Raw genomic sequence first — 19,573 nt, 5'->3', positions numbered from 1 at the left:
CGCGGACGGTGACCACCGCAGAACCCCCTTCCTCCGACAGCACCAGGCCCACTGACGAGATCGCCCTTCTGCCGGGCTCGTCCGGCGGGGCCTGGCGAGGGTCCGAGTACGTGGCCAGCATCAAGGACGACCGGGAAGTCTGGTGCGACGGGCGCCGGGTCGACGTGACCGGTGACCCGGACTTCCGGCCGATGCTGTCCACGCTCGCCGGCCTCTACGACGCCCAGCATCTGCCCGGCCGGGCGGACGAGATGCTCTACCGTTCGGACACCTCCGGCAACATGGTCAGCCTCTCGTACCTGGCGCCGACCGACCGGGACGACCTCAGCCGCAAGTGGGCCAACACCCACCGATGGGCGGAGGCCTCCTACGGCCAGCTCTCCCGTGTGCCCGACTTCATGTCGAACGTCGTGGTCGGCCTGTACGACTACCGGTACCAACTGGCCGAGGTCGACCCGGAGTTCGGGCGCAACGCGGAAAACTACTACCACTACTGCCGCGAGAACGACCTCACGCTGACCCATGGCCTGGGCGACCCGCAGATCGACCGTTCCTCGACCCCCACCGACCGGCCGGAACTGGGACTGAGGGTGGTGCGGCGCGGTACCGACGGCATCGTCGTGAGGGGAGCCAAACAGATCGCCACCCTGGCACCGTACGCCCACGAGGTGCTCATCTACCTCTCGCCCGCGAACTACCTGCGCGAGGACCCCAGCTACGTCTGCTGGTTCGCCGCTCCACTGGCGACGCCGGGCCTTCGCGTTCTGTGCCGGGGGCCGTACGCCGACGGCTCCGGCGGCCTGTCCGCTCGCTACGACGAGCAGGACGCCATGCTCGTCTTCGACAATGTGTTCGTCCCGATGGAGCGGGTCTTCCTGCTCGACGACTCCCAAGCCTCCGTCCGCGGATTCGGCGAGCTGAACAAGTGGTCGCTCTACACCGGACAACTGCGCTACTACCACCGGCTGCGCACCATGCTCGGTGTCGCGTCCCTGCTCGCCCAGTCGATCGGTGTCGACAAATTCCGCCAGGTCACAGACATGCTCGGCGAACTCACCTCGTACGTCGAGATCGTGCGGCTCGGCCTGGCCGCGATCGACGCCGAGTGCCGGCCCACCGCCTCGGGCCTGCTCGCCCCCGGTTCGACGGCCGCGCTCGACGCCGTCGCCGGACGCTTCTCGACGCGGGCCTCGGAGATCATCCGGCAGATAGGCGCGTCGGGTCTGATCATGCAGCCCTCGGACGCCGACCTGGGAACGCCCGAGCTGCGCGTGGTGCTGGACACCTACATGTGCGGGCGCGAGACGCGTGTGGACGTGAAGGCCAGGCTCTTCCGGCTCGCCGCCGATCTGGCCGTCGACCGCTTCGGGATGCGCCAGGAGCTGTACGAGACGTGGAACCGCGGTGATCCCGCCCGGGTCCGCTCGATGCTCTACGCCCGGTATCCCGACCTGGGGCGCTGCGAGGCCCAGGCCCGAAAGCTGGCTGAAGGGCGGGACGACAACACATGAGTCTCGACAGCATTCGACTAGAGGGAGTCACGACCCACAATCTCAGATCGGTCGACGTCTCCTTCCCCAAGGGCAAGCTGGTCGTCGCCGCGGGCGTCTCGGGCTCGGGCAAGTCGTCCCTGGTCATCGACACCCTCTTCGAACACTCGAAGACCCTCTACCTGGGGGCCCTGTCCAGCAAGTCCCTCGACATGGGCGACGGCGACTACCACTTCGACCGGATCGCGGGGACACAGCCGCCGGTGGCACTGCGCCAGCGCGACGGCGGCTCCTCCAACCCCCGCTCGACCGTGGGGACCCTCACCGGACTCGACGGCCTGTACCGGCTGCTGTTCGGCGCCGGCGCGCGGCCGGTCTGTCCGGCCTGCCTCGGCCCGACCGGTCCCGACCTGTTCTGCGACGAGTGCGGCTGCTTCGCCGAGCCGCACTCCGCGAAGCACTTCAGTCCGAACCGCAAGGAGGGCAAGTGCCTCCGGTGCGACGGCATCGGCGAACTCGTCGGCTTCTCGCTGGACAGAATCATCCCGAACCGGTCGAGGACGCTCACCGAGATCTGGGACGGCGCCGACCCCGGAACGTTCGCCGTCCCCAACGTGCGCAAGGCCTTCGAAGCCATGGCCGCGGACATCGGCCTGGACCTCGGCCTGCCGTTCGAGAAACTGAGCCCGGAGCAGACCGAGCGGGTGCTGCACGGCTCGGACACGATCTACACACTCAAGATCCGAAAGGTCACCAACGACTTCCGCTTCGAGGGCATCCTGGGCTTCCTCGAACGCGCGTACAAGAACGCGTCGTCGGCCGCCCGCAAGAACGCGTTCACCAACTACCTCGGACGAGAGGTCTGCCCCGCGTGCGACGGAGGGCGGCTGCGCCCCGAGTCGCTCAGGGCGACGGTGGCCGGGCACACCTTCCACGATTTCCAGAGCGATGAACTCTCGCGTTCGATCCTCCGATTGCGCGACGGACTCTCGTCCGGTGACGTGCCGGCGCAGGTGCGCGAACTCGCCTCCGCGATCGTCAAGCAGAGCACGAACATCGAGGAGGTCGGCCTCGGGCACCTGCGACTGCGGCGGCCGGTCACCACCCTCTCCGGTGGCGAGCTGCAACGGCTGCTGCTGGCGCAGCACCTGGCCAGTGATCTGACCGGGGTGATGTACGTCCTGGACGAACCGACCACAGGACTGCACGAGGCCGACACCGGGAAGATCCTCAACTCGCTGCGAAGGCTGCGCGATCTCGGAAACACGGTCATCGTCGTCGAGCACGACGAGTCGGTGATCCGCGCCGCCGACTGGATCGTGGAGCTGGGTCCCGGAGCAGGGTCCCGCGGTGGCGAAGTCGTGTTCGAGGGCCGGTTCGCCGACCTGCTGAACTCCGGCGACTCGCCGACGGCCGCCGCGCTGCTGTCGGCCGGGCCGTCGAGGACGAAGACCGATCTCACTGGTGCACGCTGGCTCGAAGTAGGCGGCATCACCCGCAACAACGTCGTGGACCAGACCGCGAAGCTCCCGCTCGGCGCACTGACCTGTGTCTCCGGCGTGTCCGGCGCGGGCAAGAGTTCACTGGTGTCGGGCATCCACGCCGCGGTCTCCCGGGCCCTTGCCCAGCGGTCGACGGGCACGGCGGCCGAAAGCACCGGTGTCGAGGGAGCCGAAGCCCTGGACGATGTCATCCACGTCGAGCAGCGCCCGATCGGCCGGTCGAGCCGGAGCACACTCGTCACCTACATCGGCATCAGCGACCACATCCGCGACGCCTTCGCGGCCGGCGCCGACGCCGTCGAACGCGGCCTCGGCCGCGCCGAGTTCAGTCCGAACGTCGCCGGCGGGCGGTGTGAGTCCTGCAAGGGACTCGGGCTGGCCGAGATCGGGATGACCCTGTTCAAGAGCGAGTTCATCGTCTGCCCGGAGTGCGACGGACGGCGGTTCCAGGAGCATGTCCTGGAGGTGAGGCTGGACGGCGAGAACATCCACGACGTGCTGTCGATGACCGTCGAGGACGCACTCCAGTGGTTCGACGCGAAGGGCCACCCCAAGGTCGCCCAGGCGCTCGGCGTACTGAACGAGTTCGGACTGGGCTACCTGCAGCTCGGCTGCTCGACGACCACCCTCTCCGGTGGTGAGGCGCAGCGGCTCAACCTGGCCGGCGAACTGCTCAAGCAGCGCCGGAACCGCACATTGTTCATCTTCGACGAGCCGACGCGCGGCCTGCACACCGCCGACATCCGCCACCTCCTGGCCCTGTTCGAGCGGTTGATCTCCACCGGCAACACCGTCGTGGTCATCGAGCACAACGTGAAGGTGATCGCCATCGCCGACTGGGTGATCGACCTCGGGCCCGGTCCCGGCCGCGACGGTGGCCGGGTGGTGCACAGCGGAACCCCGGAGGCACTCGCAGACAACCCCGCCAGCGTGACCGGCCGGTTCGTCCGCCGAGTCCGCGACGAACCGGGCGCGAGCACGCCCGTGCCCGAACCCGCCGGGAACGGACAGGCGAGTACGTCGTTGGACCTCGGCATCATCGGCGAACTCCTGCCGCGCGCCGTCACGGTGGTCGCCGGCACGGCGCGGCAGTCCGAACGGAACGGGCCGACACCGTACGGACTCGTCATCGGCTCGCTCACCGTCGTATCGGACGAACTCGCCCTGATCGGCTTTCTGGTGCGTTCACGCAGCACCAGCTGGGGCGCCATCGCGGACACCGGCCGGTTCTGCGTCAACATCCTCGGCGAGGACCAGAATGACGTGTCGGACGCGTTCTCGCAGGGCAGGCCGGACAGCCGCTTCGACGCCCTCTCCTGGACGCCGTCCGCCAACGGCTGCCCCCGGCTCTCCGGTGCCGTCGGCACCATCGACTGCACTCTGAAGGCGACCTACCCGATCGGCGACCACCAGTTCGTCCTGGGGACGGCCGACCACGTCGACATCGAGTCCGGCACCGATCGCCGGCCGCTGCTGCGGGCCGAGCGGCGCGACGGCGCCCTGGACGACTACGGGTGGCGCCGGTTCGCCCGGGAAACGGAGGCCAGGTGACGACGACCACGTCCATGGCGACGCACTACGAGCAGTTCCTCGAACTGCTGACCCGGGACAACGGTGACACGGCCGTTGGCCGCGACACGACCGGCGCGCGTTACGGCGAGCAGCTCGACTCCTCCGGCGGATCGCGGCCGATCGTGATGACCCGCGACGAGTGGATCCTGAACCAGATCGACCTGACGACGGCGCTGGGCCGGCTGCTGACCGAGGACGACGTTGTGGTCGCGGCCGTGCCGTACGAACTGTCGTTCGTCGGCGCCCAGACGGACCGCGCGATCGAGATGGTGGGCGCCTCGGTGATCAGTGTCGGGAGGAGCAACACCATCTGCCCGATGCCGCGGCTGCTCGGGCTGATCGAGCAGTACGAGGCGACGGCCCTGGTGTGCTCGCCCGACTTCGCCGCGGAGCTGGCGAGCCTCTCGGCCTCGCTCGGGCGACGACCGCAGGATTCGACGATCCGGACGATCATCTGCGTCGCGCAGGCCTGTTCCCCCGAACGCCTCGATCGCATCGGCGCGGCCTGGGCGGCGTCGGCCTGCGCGGTCTACGGGACGCAGGCGACACCGACCGTGGCCGTCGCCTGCGAGTACGGCGCACTGCACCTGTGCGACCACCGGCTGCGGGCGGAGGTCCCCGACGGTCCTCGCGGTGAGCTGCTCCTGGACGGTTCACCGACCGGCGAACTCGTCGAGCTGTGGCCGCCGGACCGCGGATGCGACTGCGGTGCCGTGAACCGGATTCTGGTTCCGCTCGGAAGCGTGGCCGCTGCGGTGCCCGGCCCCGCCGGCCTGATCTCGACGGTGGACGTGGAGCGGATCGTGCTCCGCCACGCCGGGCTCGCCCCGCACTTCGCCTGCGACGTCCGGGACGGCGCCTTCCGTGTGACCTGTGCCGTGGCCGACCCGGAGTTCGCTGCCGACGGCGCGCTGCGGGGGCTGATCCGCAGCGGCATCGCCGACGCGCTCGGGGTCGGGGCCGAGGTCACGGTCGTCGACGCGAAGGACTGGAGTACCGCCACGTCATGACCTGCACCCCGGCCGCGGCGAGCAGTCGCCGGGCCGGTTCACCGGTGGCTTCTCGAGGAGACGAGACGTATGAGGGTAGCGGTAGTACAGACCCAGTGGGTCGACGATCACGAGGACGGCCTGCGCAACGCGCACGGGGCGATCGAGGAAGTCTGCGCGGACGGCGACGTCGACCTGGTGTGCTTTCCCGAGTTCCTGCTCGGCCCGCCGTGGTACATGCCGGGACAGGACGGCCTGAAAGGGCGGACCGACACACCGATCCCGGGGCCGGTTGTCGAGGGCTTCCAGTCTCTGGCCCGCAAGCTCGGCACACACATCCTGCTGGGTTCGATTGTTGAGGACATGCAGGACGGCATGTACCGCAACACGTCCCTGCTGATCGGCCGGCAGGGCGCCATCACCGGGCGGGCCGTCAAGGCGCACGCCTTCGGCAACGAGATGGTGGTGTGCCGCCAGGCGGACTCGCTCGGCGTCATGTCGACCGAGTTCGGTCGGATCGGCATCGCCGTGTGCTCGGACTTCTGGATCCCGGAGGTCATCCGGCTGCTCGCGCTGGCCGGCGCGCGAACCATCTTCGTGCCGGGCGGGACGCTGGGACAGAACCAGCCGCTGATGGTGAACGCGTTGCGCACGGCGGCGTACCTGAACGACGTCAACATCGTCTATGCGAGTTCGGTCGGCGTGGTCCGCGGCAAACGCGGGGACCGGCTTGTGGAGATCCACTTCGCCGGCACCAGCCTGGTCGCCCGCCCCGAGGGCGTGATCGCGCAGGCCGGCAGCGACAAACCGGAGGCGCTCGTCGTCGACCTCGACGAGCCGCCGGCCGGTGACGGCCGCCGCTGGCAGCAACTGCGCAGGCCCGACGACTACCGGGCGCTGCTCACCCCGTACGTCGGAGCCGACCGCGATCTGGCCGCCGAACTGCGCGCGAGCCTGACCGGGGGCGGCGGCCCGGACCGGGACCGACCCGCCGCCGCGACCAGTGCCAGTGAAGGGAACCGGCCGTGACCATCTTCGTAGCGCAGCACACCCGCCGGGCGAACCCCGAGGCGACCGCCGCCGCCGTGCTCGACGACCTCGACAGCCGGGTGCCCCACGAGGCGTCGTTCGTCGTCCTCCCCGAGAATGTGTTCACCACCGGCGACGACGTCTCGGCGCTGCCCCGGCGGCTGCGCGAGCGGTGCCTGGACCGCCTGGCGACACTGGCGCGGACCCGTGGGGCCTATGTACTCACCGGCTCCTGGCCGGAGGAACGGCCGGGCGGCGGGCTGACACAGGTGACCCGGCTCCTTGACCCCGGCGGGTCGGTGTGCGCCCAGGTGGAGCGGGCCGTCCTGCCCGACGGCACCACCGGAACCGGCGGCGACTTCCCGGTCGTCGAGACGCCCTTCGGCCACGTCGGGGTGCTCCTCGGCCCCGACTTCTGGCTGATCGAACCGCCGCGCATCGCATGCCTGGCCGGCGCGGAACTGCTGCTGGTGGCCGGCTCCCTCGACGGCACGCAGCAGGCCGCACAGCGCGCTGCGGTGTGGGGCATCGCGACCCTCAACACCGTCGCGGTCGCCTTCGCCGGTTCGCTGGGCGAGCACCGCGGCGGGGGCAGCGCCGTGGCGATGCCCGAGGGATTCGTCGCCGAGGCGGGCGACCGGGAGGACGTTGTCGAGGCGGCCTGGGACGCCGAGAGGATCAGGCATCTGCGCCAACCCGATCTGCGCTTCCAGCAGACGCTCTGGTTCGGGCTGTGGGCGCGCCGCACGGAGCTGTACACCGATCTGACTGCGCGGGTGGGCTGAGATGCGGAGCACCGGCGTTCCCGCCTCCGACGTCCGACGACGGATCGCGGCCGAACGAGCAGACGACGTGCCGTGGCAGCGCGTACTCAACTCCATCTGCACCGAACCGCATCCGCTGGGTGTGGAGACGGCGGCCGCCGCGGCGCACACCAACCTCGGCGACGTGCGCATCTTCCGCGGCACCAAGCGGATCGAGCGCAGAGTCGTCCAACTGCTGCTCGATCTGCTGGGCAATCCCGGCGGGTCGGGGAACCTGGTGTCCGGAGGGACCGAGGCGAACCTGATCGCGATGCTGGTGGCCCGCGAGTCGGCGCGCGCCCGGGGACGGCTGACCGACCGGCCCGAAGTCGTCGTCAGCAGCACCGTGCACTTCTCCTTCACCAAGATCTTCGGGTTGCTGGGGCTGACCCCGGTCGTCGTGCCGATCGACGCCTCCCTGCGACTGCCGGCCGACGAGGTGGCCCGGCACATCGGTGAGCACACCGTCGCGATCGTCGCGACCGCCGGCAGCAGCGAGTTCGGGGTGGTCGACGCGGTCGACGAGATCGGCCCCGCGGTCGCCGGACGGGACGTACACCTGCACGTGGACGCGGCCACCGGCGGCTTCGTCATCCCGTTCGCCCGCGAACTCGGCCACGACCTGCCCCAGTTCGACTTCACCGTCGACGGCGTCGACTCGATCACCATCGACCCGCACAAGTACGGACTGGCCAACGTCCCGGCCGGCGCGATCCTGTTCCGGGGCGCGCAGGACGCCGGACGCTTCGCGTTCGACTCGTTCTTCATCGACACACCGGTGCACAACACACTCCTCGGCACCCGCCCCGGCTCCGCCGCGGTGTCGACCTACGCGGTCATGGAGCACCTCGGGCGCGACGGCTTCCTGGCCGTCACCCGGACCAACTTCGAAGTGACGAAGCACCTGGTGGCCGGATTGCGCGCGGCCGGGCACGAGTTGTTCGCCGAGCCGCAGCTGAACATCGTGGTGGTCAGGATGGAGCACGCGGCCCGGATCTCCCAGCTGCTGGAATCCTGGGGCTGGGTCGTCTCCACCTCGAAGCGATTCGGCGAGACTCTCCGGCTGGTGGTCGCCCGGCACGTGACGGCCGAGATGGTGGACGAGTTCCTTCCGGTGCTGGAACGGGCATGTCGGGAAGTCACGGCCGAGGTGGCGCTGCGATGAGCCTCTTCCGTGGCCCCGCTACCCGGCTCGCCGCCGTGCAGATGCGGACCGAGCCCGGGGAGCGGGACGAGAACCTGGCGCGGGCCGCCAAGCTGCTGTCCACCGCACGAGAACGCGAGGCCGACCTGGCCTGCCTGCCGGCGACGTTCGCCACCGGCCTGAACTTCCCCACGCTGCGCACCGACGCGACCGCCGAGGACGGTCCGGTCGTCCAGTTCCTCGCCGAGCAGGCCCGTACCCTCGGCATGCACATCGCCGCGGGCGTGCTGCTGTCGGCCGGGCGTGACGTCTTCGACGCCGCCGTGCTCGTCGGCCCCGGCGGCGACCCTCTCGGCTGGTACCGCCGCGCCTGCGTGTGGGCCGGCGAGTCCGCGTACGTGTCCACCGGCTCGCCGGGCGAGGCGATCGATACACCGGTCGGCCGGATCGGCCTGCTGGTCAGCTACGACCTGCGGTTCCCGGAGGCGAGCCGGCACTACCTGGACCAGGACGCCGACCTCATCGTCTGCGTGGCGAACCTCTTCGGACCGTTCTCGCACCCGCTGCGCTCCATCTGCCGCGCGCGGGCCGCCGACAACGAGTGCGTGCTGCTGTTCGCCAGCGGGGTCGGGGAGAACCGCTTCGCGAACATGAGCTACCTCGGGCGCAGCATGATCGTCGACGGTCTGGTGCAGGACGCCCGGGAGGACCCGGAGGCGGACGTCCTCGCCGAGGCGGCATGGGGGCCCCGCGAAACGGTGATCGACGCGCAGCTGCACTGGCGGCAGCGGCGGAAGGCCCGCGCCGGCCTGCCGTTCCACGACGACCTGCGCTCGACCTGGACCACGATCCACGAGAGCGGCAGCTGATGAAGACCATGCGTGCGCGGCCCGAATCCGGTTGGCTCGGCGACGTGCTCGGGCTTGTCGCCATCGACATGCGGCAGTTCTTCGACAACCGGCTGTTCGCGGTCTCGACGCTGCTGACGTTGGTGTCGATGGTGCTCGCCTTCGGGGCGGCGACCGATCAGATGGTGAGCCCCGCACCGACGGCCGCCAGCTATTTCGGGTTCGTCTTCCCCGGCATCATCGGCGCCGGCATCATGTTCAGCTGCACCTACACCGTCGGCTACACGGTCATCGTCGACCGCAACCGCCGGACCATCGAGGACCTGATCCTGTCGCCCCTGTCGTACTCGGGGTTCCTGCTCGCCCGGATCGTCGGCGTCGTGCTCAAGTGCCTGTTCCAGTTCATCCTGGTGCTCGTGCTCGGCGTCGGCGCCTTCGGTGCCCGCATCGAGTCGGTGCCGCTGCTCGTGCTGGGCTTCTTCACCGCGTGCACGGCCTTCGCCGGGCTGGGGATCCTCGTCGCGACGTACACCGGAGAGATCTCCTTCCCCGCGGTCGTGAACATCGTCGTCATCCCGCTCATGTACTTCGCCGGGATCTTCTTCCCCCTCGACAACCTCGGGACGCTGGGCGATGTCTTCGACAAGCTCCCGCTCGCGGTGCACGTCGAGCTGTTCCGCGCCGCGACCTCGCCGGACTTCTCGGCCTCCGGGGTGTCGTCGGCCCTCGTGGTGGCCTACTCGATCCTGGCCGTCGGCCTTGCGTCATGGGCCTTCCGCAGGAGGGTCGGCCATGGCTGACACCACGGACACCGCAACGCCGGTGCTGTCGGTCTCCCGGCTCGACCACCGGGTGAGCCGCGATTTCGCCCTGCGCTCCATCGAGTTCTCGGTGCAGGCCGGCGAGGGCGTGGCCGTCATCGGCACCAACGGCGCCGGGAAGACCACGCTGATCCGGATCGTCGCCGGCCTGCTGCGGCCGGCGGCCGGCGTCGTGCGAGTCTGCGGCACCCCGCCCCGCCGCTGGGGGCAGGCCGGCCGCCACATCGGGTACGTCCAGCAGGCCAAGGACCTGCCGGACGGCGTCTCCGTGGAGACGTACGTCAAGCATCAGCTCAAGCTGCGGCGGGCGAACCCCGGCCGGTACGAGGAACTGATCGCACTGGCGGACATCGAGCAGTACCGCCACCGGTACGTCCGCAGTCTCTCCGGCGGCAGCCAGCGCAAGCTGCACGTCATCTGCGCCGTCGCGCACCGGCCCGACCTGCTGATTCTCGACGAGCCGACCACGGGCCTCGACCCCACGGCACGCGAGACGCTGCTGGAGCTGCTGCGGAACCTGAAGAAGGACGGCGTCGGCGTGCTGTTCGCCAGTCATCACCGCGACGAACTGGTCGCGCTGGCCGACTCGGTCGTGGTCCTGCACCAGGGCCGCCAGGTCAAGGACGCCTCGCTCCAGGCCGTCACCCGGTGGGGTGAGCGGTCCAGTCTGATCCTGGAGGCCTTCACCGACGCGCAACTCGAGCAACTGCGCTCCTGGGGCCGGCAGGCGACGACCTGCGGCCTGATCCGTTCCGTCCACGACGTCGATCACGGCGTGAGGCTCAACCTGTCCGACGGTGATCACCGAGGCACGCTGGCCGAGCTGGTCGCCCGTGCCCACGCCGCCGGTCTCGCACTGCGCTCCGCGTCCTACTTCCAGCCCACCCTGGCGGACGTCGTCCGTTCCATCGTCGACCCAGTCGAACCGGAGGACCTCGCATGAGCATCAGCACCACGACCACGAGCATGCCGTTCTGGAAGGAGTACCCGGAGCGCGACAGCGAGTGGGTGCGGCAATACCCCACGAAGCACGTGCCGGTGAACGAGGAGGAGGTGTTCGCCCGCAAACCGATGGGAGTGTACGTCCACATCCCGTTCTGCAACCGGCTCTGCTTCAGCTGCCCGTACATCAAGCACCAGACCGACCGGGACTTGACCCGCACCTACCTGGAAGCGCTGAAGACGGAGATCACCAACTACGCCGACCGGCCGTACGTCCAGGACCACGTCATTACCCTCGGCTACATCGGCGGCGGAACCCCGACCGCGCTGACCGCCCCGCAGCTCGACGACCTGCTGGGCCATCTGTTCGGCAGCCTGAACGTCGACGAGGGCGCGGACTTCTCCATCGAGACCACCCCGGTCGACATCACCGAGCGCAAGGCCACCGTCCTGCTGGAACGGGAAGTGCGGCGCATCAGCCTCGGCGTGCAGACCTTCGTGGCGGACGAACTGAGGGACATCGGCCGTCCGAACGACCCGGAGATGCTCAAGGAGAGCATCCGGCTGCTGCGCCGGTGCGGGTTCGAGAACATCAACATTGACCTGATGCACGGCATCAACGGGCAGACGATGGAGAGCTGGGAACACAGCCTCGACGTCGCCATCGAACTGGGTGTCACCTGCATCTCGTTCTACACGTACATGGAGTTCGCGCAGATCTCCACCAAGCGCAGGAAGCTGCCGCCGGTCCCGGAGAAGGCTGTGGTCGACGACATGTTCCTGTTCGCCGCGGAAAAGCTCACCAGGAGCGGCTTCCTGGGCTACTACGGTGACTGCTTCGCCAAGCCCGGCTACCAGCCGAAGTACGGCGAGACCTCGTGGAGCGAGGATGTCCCCATCATCCCGCTCGGCCCCACCGCGACCGGGCACCTGCGCGACCACTGGTACTTCAACGAGCCCGACATCGGCCGCTACATCCAGACGGTGATGGAGGGCCGGCTGCCGATCTCCATGGGCAAGCACATCACCAGGTCGGAGGCGATCCGGCGGTCGATGGTCCTCGGCGTCAAGGCCGGGCGGGTCGACCGGGACCGTTTCCGCCGGATCCACGGCGTCGACTTCATGGAGATGTTCCGCGCCGAGATCGACGACCTGGTCCACAAGGGCCTGGTCACCGCCAATGAAGACGGCATCGAGGTGACCGGCCCGAAGGGCTGGTACTACCTGGACAACGTCTCCAAGGCGTTCTACTCGCCGGAGTACCGGCGCTACCCGCAGCATCTGGGGGCGGACATCTCCAACTTCATCTCGCAGCAGCCGGTTCCCGTCCAGATCACCCCCCGGCCGAAGGCCGAGGAGGTCGGTCATGACCACTGAGACCCGACTGCTCAACCTGACCGACCGCGTGCCGCAGCCGTCACCCCACGACGACATCGAGAAGGTGCGCTCCTACGACCTCGGCATGCGCCGATCCGCGCTGATGGCGTACAAGCGGCCGAGCGACCGCATCCTGGCCAACGTCCGCGACGGGATGACCGACCTCGTCGAGGTCGGCTTCAACACCGGCCTGCTGTCGCTGCACGTGGCCGGCCGACTGCCGGACCTGGCCGTCTCCGGGGTGGAGGAGAACCAGAATCTCGTCGATGTCGCCGAGGACAACCTGACGCTGGCCGTGTGGGCGAACACCGCGGGCGACGTTGAGCTGGAGATGGCCAAGCTGAACCGGATGCCCTTCCCGGACGCTTCCGCGGACATCGTGTTCTCGTTCTCCTCGCTGCACCGCTGGCGCCGGCCGGTCGAGACGCTGAAGGAGTGTGCCCGCATCTGCAAACCCGACGGTGTCGTGATCATCGAGGACATGAACAGGTACGCCGAGGAGGGTCACATCACCTTCATCCTGCAGTTCGTGAAGGAGGGCGGTGACGAGTTCATGCGGTCGTTGCAGGCCGCGTACACCCGGGAGGAGGCGGTCGAGCTGCTCCGGGAGGCCGGTCTGACGGACTGGCAGGTGGTCGAGGAGGATCTCGGCCTTGTGATCTCCTCGCGTCCGATCGAGCCGGTGAGCAACTGATGGCCGGTACATCGATCGCCGTCGTCCAGATGGAGTCGAAACTCGGCAAGCCGGCCCAGAACCTGCGCCGGGCCGAGCGATACATCCAGCAGGCCGTCGAGCAGAAGGCGAACCTGGTCTGCCTGCCCGAGGCCTTCTCCACCTCCGGCAACATCCTCGAGGTCGCCGACGTGTCGGTGCCCGTACCGGGACCGGAGACCGACTTCCTCTGCGAGCAGGCGAAGCGGGCCGGCATCCACATCGTGGCCGGATTGCTGGAGCGCGGCGACGACGGCAGGTACTACAGCACATCGGTGCTGTGCGGCCCGGAGGGAACCCTGCTCGGCCGGTACCGGCGCGTGCACTGCCACGAACTGGAGGCCCGCTACCTCTCCAGCGGATCGGAGTACCCGGTCTTCGACGTCGAGTTCGGGCGCGTCGGTCTGATGCAGGGCTACGACATCAACTTCCCCGAGGTCGCGCGGGAGTACTGCCGCCGTGGAGTCGACCTCATTGTGTGCTCCGCGCTGGTGCCCGAGATGTTCGCGTACGTGGCGAACATGCGACTGCCGGTCCGGGCGGTGGACGCCGAGTGCGTCGTGGCGTTCGCGTCCGGGATCGGCACCAATCTGTACGCGGGCTTCGGCTACATGGGGTGCAGCCAGATCCTGGCGGACCCGCTGTTCCTCGAAGCCGAACGATTCGACTTCGTCGACGGCGACGAACGGATGGTGGACCTCGGCAAGGAGGCGGGGGTCGGCGTCGTGGAAATCGACCTGGACCGGATGCGCCGCTACCGCACGAAGGCCACCCTGCGCGGCGACCTGCAGCCGACGACGTACTGGCAGCTCGAACGAGAGTGAAGGCCCATGCGAGTTCTGCTCATCTCCACCAACAAGATCAGGGTGCCGCGGCCGGCGCTGCCGATCGGCATGGCCTACATCAGTGCCGCGCTCAAGCACGCCGGACACGAGGTCGACGTCCTGGATCTGCTCTGGGAGTCACGGGAACTCAAGGCGGTCCGGGAGAAGCTGACGGCCGGCACCTACGACGTGGTCGGCGTCGCCGTGCGGAACCTGGACAACCTGACGTTCATCGACCCGGTCTTCTTCGGCCCGATGACCGAGAAGATCGTCCAGTGCGTACGCAAGTACACCACCGCCACGGTCGTACTCGGCGGGTCCGGCTTCTCGGTCGAGCCGCTGTCGTTCTTCGAGTACGCCCAGCCGGACTACGGCATCGCCGGTGAGGGCGAGGCCGGCATCGTCCAACTGCTCGACCACCTCCAGTCCGGCGGGCGACTGGAGTCGATCTCGGGGCTCTGCTACCTCGACGAGAACGGGAAGTTCCACCAGAACCAGTCGAACTCCGCCTTCGACCTCGGCACTCTGGAGCCCGACCGGTCCGTCTACGACCCCCGCTACTTCGAGGAGGGCGTCTCGGCGGCCTCCGACCTCACCCGCGATCACCAGCCGGCCATCGAGACCCTGCAGACCAAGCGGGGCTGCAAGCTGTTCTGTTCGTACTGCATCATCCGCAAGACCGAGGGCAAGGGCGACCGGTTCAAGGATCCGGCCGAGGTCGTCGGCGAGATCCAGCGGGCCATGAGGGAGAACCCGGCCGTGCGGGAGTTCGAGATCGTCGACGCGACCTTCAACTACCCGATGGAGTACGCGGCCGAGGTGTGCGAGGAGATGATCCGCGCCAAGCTCGACGTGCCGTGGTACTGCCAGCTGACGCCGAACGCGGTCACGCCGGAGTTCGTGAAACTGCTGCACGCGGCCGGCTGCATCCGGGTGGACCTCGGCACCGACGCGCTCACCGACGAGGCCCTGTCGGACCTGATGAAGGGCTTCGACATGGCGCGGGTCCTCGAGATCGACCGGCTCTTCACGGCCAGCCCGATCGAGCACACCCACTGCATCTTCCTCGGCGGGCCGGGGGAGACCCCGCATGCGCTGAGGGAGTCGATCCGGTTCACCGAGCGGTTCCTGAACCCGGCCCAGATCTACGCCAATCTGGGCATCCGGATCCTCAGCGGCACCAAGCTGCAGCGCCAGGCCGTCAAGGCCGGGATCCTGCGTGAGGGGCAGGGCACCTTCGTCCCCGCCTTCTACGTGGAGCCGGCGATCCTCGCCGACCGGGACACGCTCGACTTCGTCCGCGATGCCTATCTGAGCCACAAGAACTGGTACCTCTGGTGGGGCCTGGGCGGACAGAACCTGGCAGACCGCTCGAAGGACACCATCCGGGCCGTGGTCGAGATGCAACAGGAGTACGAGTACGTCATGCAGGACAAGCCACGCCTGGAACGCGCACCGAGGCCGGTGACCGCACAGCCGCTCACGCTCACCGCCGGTACCGTCCGATGAGCGTTCCAGCGGCCGCCGACGAACTGCTGAAGACGCTTGCGGCCCGCGCGGATCCGGACTTCGCGAAGAGAATGCAGCGGTACTTCCCACACGAGATCCGGGCACTCGGCGTCGGCAATGCGGCAGTCGCCTCGATCGCCATGGACTACTTCCGCGACCGGCGCGACATCGACGCGCCGACGCGGCTGCTGCTGGCGGAGGCAGTGCTGGCCCGTGCCGAGTACCACGAGGAGGTACTCCTCGGCTTCGCGGTCCTGCACAAGGTCGCCAGGACCGGGCTCGGTGACGAGCTGCTGGACCGCTGCGAGCACTGGCTGGAGACGTACGTGTCCAACTGGGCGCAGTGCGACGACATGTGCCTGAAGCTGCTGTACCCGTTCTTCCTCGGGCATCTGGAGCTGATCCCCCGGACACGCCGTTGGATCGAGTCCACCTCCCCGTGGGCCAGGCGTGCCGCCAACGTGGCAGTCGTGAAGTTCGTCCGGCGCAAGGTGGGCCGGACGGTCTTCGAGCTGCCGCTGTCGCACGTCTTCGACAACTGCGTCCGGCTGATGCACGACGACCACGTCTACGTGCAGAAGGGCAGCGGCTGGCTGCTCAAGGTCACCGCCGAGGTCCATCCCGACGAGGTGGCCGAGTTCCTGCGCACCTGGCACACCGAGATGCCCCGCGACACGTTCCGGTACGCGGTGGAGAAGTTGGACCCGCGGCTGAGGCGGTCCCTGATGGCACTGGGACAGGGGTGACGCGATGAACGGGACCGGCCGCTACGTCCACCGGCGGGGCGTCCACTGCGAGTCGGCCTGCCAGACCGCCCTCCTCGCCGCAGGCCGATACGAGGTGGACGAGGAGACGGTGTTCGGACTGGACGGAGGCTTCGGCTTCTCGTTCTTTCCGGCGAACGGCAACGCGCCGGACATCGCCGTCGGCAAGCAGGCGGTCATGCCGCTGCGGGCAGCCCGGCTGATGGGCGTCGAGGTCGCCACGCACACGCCGAAGTCCGCCGCGGGCCTGGCCAAGCTGCTCAAGTCGGCGCCGGCCGTCATGACCCGGGTGGACCTCGGACTGCTTCCGTACTGGGGTCTGGACGGGCGTTCCTCCTTCGGCGGGTACTTCGTCAACGTGGTCCGCCCACTCGGGGCCGATGCCTTCGAGGTGTCTGATCCGGCGTTCGACGAACCCGTGTCCGTGAGCGCGGCCGAGCTGCAGGCGGCCCGGTCCAGCCGCAACTCGCCGCCGCTGAACCCGGACTGGAAGGCCTACGTCTTCGGCGCGCCGCGCAGAACGCCGCAGTTGAACCGTGTCGGTCCGGTGGCCGTCCGGAATCTGTGCCGAGAGGTCCTCAGACCGGGCAGCCGGAACCTGGGCATCCCCGGAATGAAGCTGCTGGCCAGGACGGCGGCGTCCTGGCCGCGGTCCAAGCAGGGCGAGGTCGAGGACGTGGACCTGGCCGGTCACGTGATGCGCACCGACGCGCTGGCGAGTCAACTGCTGCACCTGGGACGGCAGATCGAGTCCTTCGGTACCGGCGGCGGGCTGTTCCGCCCGATGATCGGCCGCTATCTGACCAGGATGGCCGACAGTACCGGCGACACGCGCTACGCCGACACGGCCGAGCAGTTCCACGCCAGCGGCCGGCTGTGGTCGGAACTGGGATCCGCACTGCTGGGAGTCGGGGCAACCGCCACGACACGTGACGATCTCAAGACGCTCGTGGACGCCGTGGCCGACACGGCGCGGTCCGCGATGGACGTTGAGAAGCGGGCGCTCACCGCGCTCACCACCGTGTAGACGCGAGGTCGAGACATGCCCACCGAGGACGAGTCCGTACTGCTCCAGGGCCCCGAACGCTGGAACGAGCACGCCCGTCGGCGCCGCGCGCAGGGCCCGTTCCGGCCCGACCTGCGCAAGGCGGTGCTGCACGGCGCCGATCTGCAGGGTGCCGAACTCGCCGGCGCGGACCTCACCGACGCCGTGCTGACCGAGTCGTACCTGATCTCCGCCGACCTGCGCGGCGCGGATCTCGAAGGCGCCAACCTGCGCGAGGCGTACCTCATCCTGGCCGAGCTGAACGACTGCCGGCTCGTGGCCGCCAACCTGGAAGGCGCGGACCTCAGTGGAGCCGACCTCACCGGCGCGGTGCTGGACGCGAGCTTCCGGCGATCGACCGTGATCTCGGACTACCTCACGATCTGGCCCTAGCGAAAGGAGTCCCTCATGATCGTTCTGGGCTACAACGGATTCGGCAAGTCCGCGGAAATCTTCGGGCGCCTTTTCCGCGCCACCGGTATCGACCGTCACCTGCTGTACGGGCACGACTCGTCCGCAGCCCTGGTCATCGACGGCAGGCTGGTCGCAGCCGTCGAGGAGGAGCGGCTCAACCGGGAGAAGAAGACTTCGCGTTTCCCGCTCAACGCGATGCGCTGGTGCCTGGAATCGGCCGGGATCACCTTCGACGACGTCGACACCTTCGCCTTCTCCTGGCAGTTCTCCCAGGACGTGGTGAACAGGATGATCGCCGAGATCACCGAGGACGGAGCGGCGACTGTCGAGCAGAAGTTCGCCCGTCTGGAGCGCCTGGCGGAAACCCATGCGGCGATGTTCAGCGAGGAGGCGACCCGGTCCGACTTCCTCGAGTACACGGGGCACCGGCTGGGCCCGCAGCAACTGGCCCGCATTCCGCACCACATCGCGCACCTGATGACGGGATACCACCTGTCGGGCGGCAAAGACGCGGCATTCCTGGTCAGCGACGGCCGTGCCGAATGGCTGTCGTCGATCATGGGAGAGGTGCGCCAGGGCGAGGTGAAGATCTTCGACGACGTCACCATCGACTCGCGGAACTCCCTGGCGATGCTCTTCTCCGTGGTGACGCGCTACCTCGGATTCGTCCCGAACAACGACGAGTACAAGGTGATGGGACTGGCCGGCTATGGCCCGCCACCGGATCCGAACCCTTTCCTCGCGCACGTGATCGAAATGTGCCCCGACGGCACCTACCGGATTCCCTATCCGGCGAACGCCGTACCCGCCTACTACGAACTCTTCGACCGCATCTTCGACGGTGACGCGAAATGCCGGGAGGACTTCGACTACCGGGTACGTGTGGCCAGTGCGGCACAGCACATGCTCGAGACGGTGACCGCGGAACAGATGCGCACACTGGAGGCCCGCAGCGACCTTCCCCGCGTGATTTTCGAGGGCGGACTCGCCCTGAACTGCGTCAACAACAGCAAACTGCTGGAGCGTTCACGCTTCACCGAGATGGACGTCAGCTTCGGCGCCAGCGACGTGGGCGTGGCCATCGGGGCGGCTCTGTTCGCCAGTCGGCAGGCCGGAGCGCCGCCCCGGGTGAGCGGGTCGCCGTACCTGGGCCCCGGCTACGACCGCCAGGAGGTCCAGGCGGCCCTCCACCAGTACACCGACCGGGTCACCTGGCGGGAACTGGACCCCGCGGACGTGCCGCTGGAGGCCGCGACCCTGATGAGGGAGCGCTGCGTCATCGGGTGGTTCCAGGGGCATCTCGAATACGGGCCGCGCGCCCTGGGCAATCGCAGCATCCTGGCCAATCCGCGGTTCCCCGACATCAAGGACATCATCAACGAGCGCATCAAGCACCGCGAGCAGTTCCGGCCCTTCGCGCCCGTGGTCCTCGAACGTCTCGCGCCCGAAGTCTTCGAACTGGGCAAGAAGAAGTCCTCGCCGTACATGACCTTCGTGGTTCCGGTGCGACCCGAGTACCAGGACCTGATCCAGGGCGCCTGCCACGTCGACGGCACCTCGCGGATCCAGACGGTCACCGAGCAGAGCAATCCGCTGCTCGCCGAGCTGCTGCACCGGTTCACGGAGCTGACCGGGGTCCCCTGCCTGATCAATACCTCGTTCAATGTCGCCGGTGAACCCATCGTCTGCTCACCCGTGGACGCCCTGTCCTGCTTCCTCAAGACGGAGATGGATCATCTGTTTCTCGGAAACTTCCTGGTGTCGCGATGTGAGTGAGTGAACGCCTTT

17 protein-coding genes are annotated in these 19,573 nt (G+C 68.5%); all 17 read left to right on the top strand.

Annotated elements, in window-relative coordinates:
• Window positions 1-8: 8 nt before the first annotated feature.
• The 17 genes from AC4IHM_RS03795 (at window position 9) to AC4IHM_RS03715 (ending at window position 19,561) form a co-directional block, all read left to right on the top strand.
• Window positions 9-1,511, top strand: coding sequence for a 4-hydroxyphenylacetate 3-hydroxylase N-terminal domain-containing protein (locus tag AC4IHM_RS03795; RefSeq protein WP_490865662.1), 1,503 nt, complete (start codon window positions 9-11; stop codon window positions 1,509-1,511).
• The gene (locus tag AC4IHM_RS03790) at window positions 1,508-4,543 is read left to right on the top strand and encodes a flavin reductase (protein ID WP_490865661.1); all 3,036 of its coding nucleotides are present in this window, start codon (window positions 1,508-1,510) and stop codon (window positions 4,541-4,543) included. Before AC4IHM_RS03795 ends, AC4IHM_RS03790 begins: the two co-directional genes overlap by 4 nt.
• Window positions 4,540-5,574, top strand: a complete 1,035-nt coding sequence (locus AC4IHM_RS03785; protein ID WP_490865660.1) for a phenylacetate--CoA ligase family protein — start codon at window positions 4,540-4,542, stop codon at window positions 5,572-5,574. The genes AC4IHM_RS03790 and AC4IHM_RS03785 overlap by 4 nt, the downstream gene beginning before the upstream one ends.
• A 69-nt stretch (window positions 5,575-5,643) precedes the next feature.
• Window positions 5,644-6,582: a carbon-nitrogen hydrolase family protein gene (locus AC4IHM_RS03780; protein ID WP_490865659.1), complete on the top strand. Its 939-nt coding sequence runs from the start codon at window positions 5,644-5,646 to the stop codon at window positions 6,580-6,582.
• A complete protein-coding gene (locus AC4IHM_RS03775) occupies window positions 6,579-7,367 on the top strand; it encodes a carbon-nitrogen hydrolase family protein (RefSeq protein WP_490865658.1) in 789 nt (262 codons plus the stop codon). Before AC4IHM_RS03780 ends, AC4IHM_RS03775 begins: the two co-directional genes overlap by 4 nt.
• 1 nt (window position 7,368) lies before the next feature.
• Window positions 7,369-8,550, top strand: a complete 1,182-nt coding sequence (gene mfnA / locus AC4IHM_RS03770; RefSeq protein ID WP_490865657.1) for a tyrosine decarboxylase MfnA — start codon at window positions 7,369-7,371, stop codon at window positions 8,548-8,550.
• Window positions 8,547-9,398 carry a carbon-nitrogen hydrolase family protein gene (locus AC4IHM_RS03765; protein ID WP_490865656.1) on the top strand — a complete coding sequence of 284 codons (852 nt, stop codon included), beginning with the start codon at window positions 8,547-8,549 and terminating at the stop codon, window positions 9,396-9,398. Before mfnA ends, AC4IHM_RS03765 begins: the two co-directional genes overlap by 4 nt.
• The gene (locus tag AC4IHM_RS03760) at window positions 9,398-10,177 is read left to right on the top strand and encodes an ABC transporter permease (protein WP_490865655.1); all 780 of its coding nucleotides are present in this window, start codon (window positions 9,398-9,400) and stop codon (window positions 10,175-10,177) included. The genes AC4IHM_RS03765 and AC4IHM_RS03760 overlap by 1 nt, the downstream gene beginning before the upstream one ends.
• Window positions 10,170-11,141, top strand: coding sequence for an ABC transporter ATP-binding protein (locus tag AC4IHM_RS03755; protein ID WP_490865654.1), 972 nt, complete (start codon window positions 10,170-10,172; stop codon window positions 11,139-11,141). Before AC4IHM_RS03760 ends, AC4IHM_RS03755 begins: the two co-directional genes overlap by 8 nt.
• On the top strand, window positions 11,138-12,517 hold the full coding sequence (locus AC4IHM_RS03750; RefSeq protein WP_490865653.1) for a coproporphyrinogen-III oxidase family protein: 1,380 nt from the start codon (window positions 11,138-11,140) through the stop codon (window positions 12,515-12,517). Before AC4IHM_RS03755 ends, AC4IHM_RS03750 begins: the two co-directional genes overlap by 4 nt.
• Window positions 12,507-13,211, top strand: coding sequence for a class I SAM-dependent methyltransferase (locus AC4IHM_RS03745; RefSeq protein WP_490865652.1), 705 nt, complete (start codon window positions 12,507-12,509; stop codon window positions 13,209-13,211). The genes AC4IHM_RS03750 and AC4IHM_RS03745 overlap by 11 nt, the downstream gene beginning before the upstream one ends.
• Window positions 13,211-14,053: a carbon-nitrogen hydrolase family protein gene (locus AC4IHM_RS03740; protein WP_490865651.1), complete on the top strand. Its 843-nt coding sequence runs from the start codon at window positions 13,211-13,213 to the stop codon at window positions 14,051-14,053. Before AC4IHM_RS03745 ends, AC4IHM_RS03740 begins: the two co-directional genes overlap by 1 nt.
• A 6-nt stretch (window positions 14,054-14,059) precedes the next feature.
• Entirely contained in the window at window positions 14,060-15,562 is a 1,503-nt protein-coding gene (locus AC4IHM_RS03735; RefSeq protein ID WP_490865650.1) for a B12-binding domain-containing radical SAM protein, read from the top strand.
• Window positions 15,559-16,308, top strand: coding sequence for a DNA alkylation repair protein (locus AC4IHM_RS03730; protein ID WP_490865649.1), 750 nt, complete (start codon window positions 15,559-15,561; stop codon window positions 16,306-16,308). The genes AC4IHM_RS03735 and AC4IHM_RS03730 overlap by 4 nt, the downstream gene beginning before the upstream one ends.
• A gap of 4 nt (window positions 16,309-16,312) precedes the next feature.
• Window positions 16,313-17,353 (top strand): BtrH N-terminal domain-containing protein, encoded by a 1,041-nt coding sequence (locus AC4IHM_RS03725; RefSeq protein WP_490865648.1) that lies wholly within the window; start codon window positions 16,313-16,315, stop codon window positions 17,351-17,353.
• A gap of 15 nt (window positions 17,354-17,368) precedes the next feature.
• Window positions 17,369-17,764, top strand: a complete 396-nt coding sequence (locus tag AC4IHM_RS03720; protein WP_490865647.1) for a pentapeptide repeat-containing protein — start codon at window positions 17,369-17,371, stop codon at window positions 17,762-17,764.
• A 15-nt stretch (window positions 17,765-17,779) separates the two neighbouring features.
• Window positions 17,780-19,561: a carbamoyltransferase family protein gene (locus tag AC4IHM_RS03715; protein WP_490865646.1), complete on the top strand. Its 1,782-nt coding sequence runs from the start codon at window positions 17,780-17,782 to the stop codon at window positions 19,559-19,561.
• Window positions 19,562-19,573 lie beyond the last annotated feature (12 nt).

This window comes from Streptomyces sp. SL06 (assembly GCF_058244745.1).
The sequence above is the reverse complement of the archived record's forward strand: the minus strand, read 5'-3'. Positions and strand labels throughout refer to the sequence as shown.

Excerpts from the sequence above, each read along its gene's own strand:
- AC4IHM_RS03790 (WP_490865661.1), top strand. The coding sequence starts at position 1,508 with ATGAGTCTCGACAGCATTCGACTAGAGGGAGTCACGACCCACAATCTC.
- AC4IHM_RS03780 (WP_490865659.1), top strand. The coding sequence starts at position 5,644 with ATGAGGGTAGCGGTAGTACAGACCCAGTGGGTCGACGATCACGAGGAC.
- mfnA (WP_490865657.1), top strand. The coding sequence starts at position 7,369 with ATGCGGAGCACCGGCGTTCCCGCCTCCGACGTCCGACGACGGATCGCG.
- AC4IHM_RS03765 (WP_490865656.1), top strand. The coding sequence starts at position 8,547 with ATGAGCCTCTTCCGTGGCCCCGCTACCCGGCTCGCCGCCGTGCAGATG.
- AC4IHM_RS03760 (WP_490865655.1), top strand. The coding sequence starts at position 9,398 with ATGAAGACCATGCGTGCGCGGCCCGAATCCGGTTGGCTCGGCGACGTG.
- AC4IHM_RS03755 (WP_490865654.1), top strand. The coding sequence starts at position 10,170 with ATGGCTGACACCACGGACACCGCAACGCCGGTGCTGTCGGTCTCCCGG.
- AC4IHM_RS03750 (WP_490865653.1), top strand. The coding sequence starts at position 11,138 with ATGAGCATCAGCACCACGACCACGAGCATGCCGTTCTGGAAGGAGTAC.
- AC4IHM_RS03745 (WP_490865652.1), top strand. The coding sequence starts at position 12,507 with ATGACCACTGAGACCCGACTGCTCAACCTGACCGACCGCGTGCCGCAG.
- AC4IHM_RS03740 (WP_490865651.1), top strand. The coding sequence starts at position 13,211 with ATGGCCGGTACATCGATCGCCGTCGTCCAGATGGAGTCGAAACTCGGC.
- AC4IHM_RS03735 (WP_490865650.1), top strand. The coding sequence starts at position 14,060 with ATGCGAGTTCTGCTCATCTCCACCAACAAGATCAGGGTGCCGCGGCCG.
- AC4IHM_RS03730 (WP_490865649.1), top strand. The coding sequence starts at position 15,559 with ATGAGCGTTCCAGCGGCCGCCGACGAACTGCTGAAGACGCTTGCGGCC.
- AC4IHM_RS03725 (WP_490865648.1), top strand. The coding sequence starts at position 16,313 with ATGAACGGGACCGGCCGCTACGTCCACCGGCGGGGCGTCCACTGCGAG.
- AC4IHM_RS03720 (WP_490865647.1), top strand. The coding sequence starts at position 17,369 with ATGCCCACCGAGGACGAGTCCGTACTGCTCCAGGGCCCCGAACGCTGG.
- AC4IHM_RS03715 (WP_490865646.1), top strand. The coding sequence starts at position 17,780 with ATGATCGTTCTGGGCTACAACGGATTCGGCAAGTCCGCGGAAATCTTC.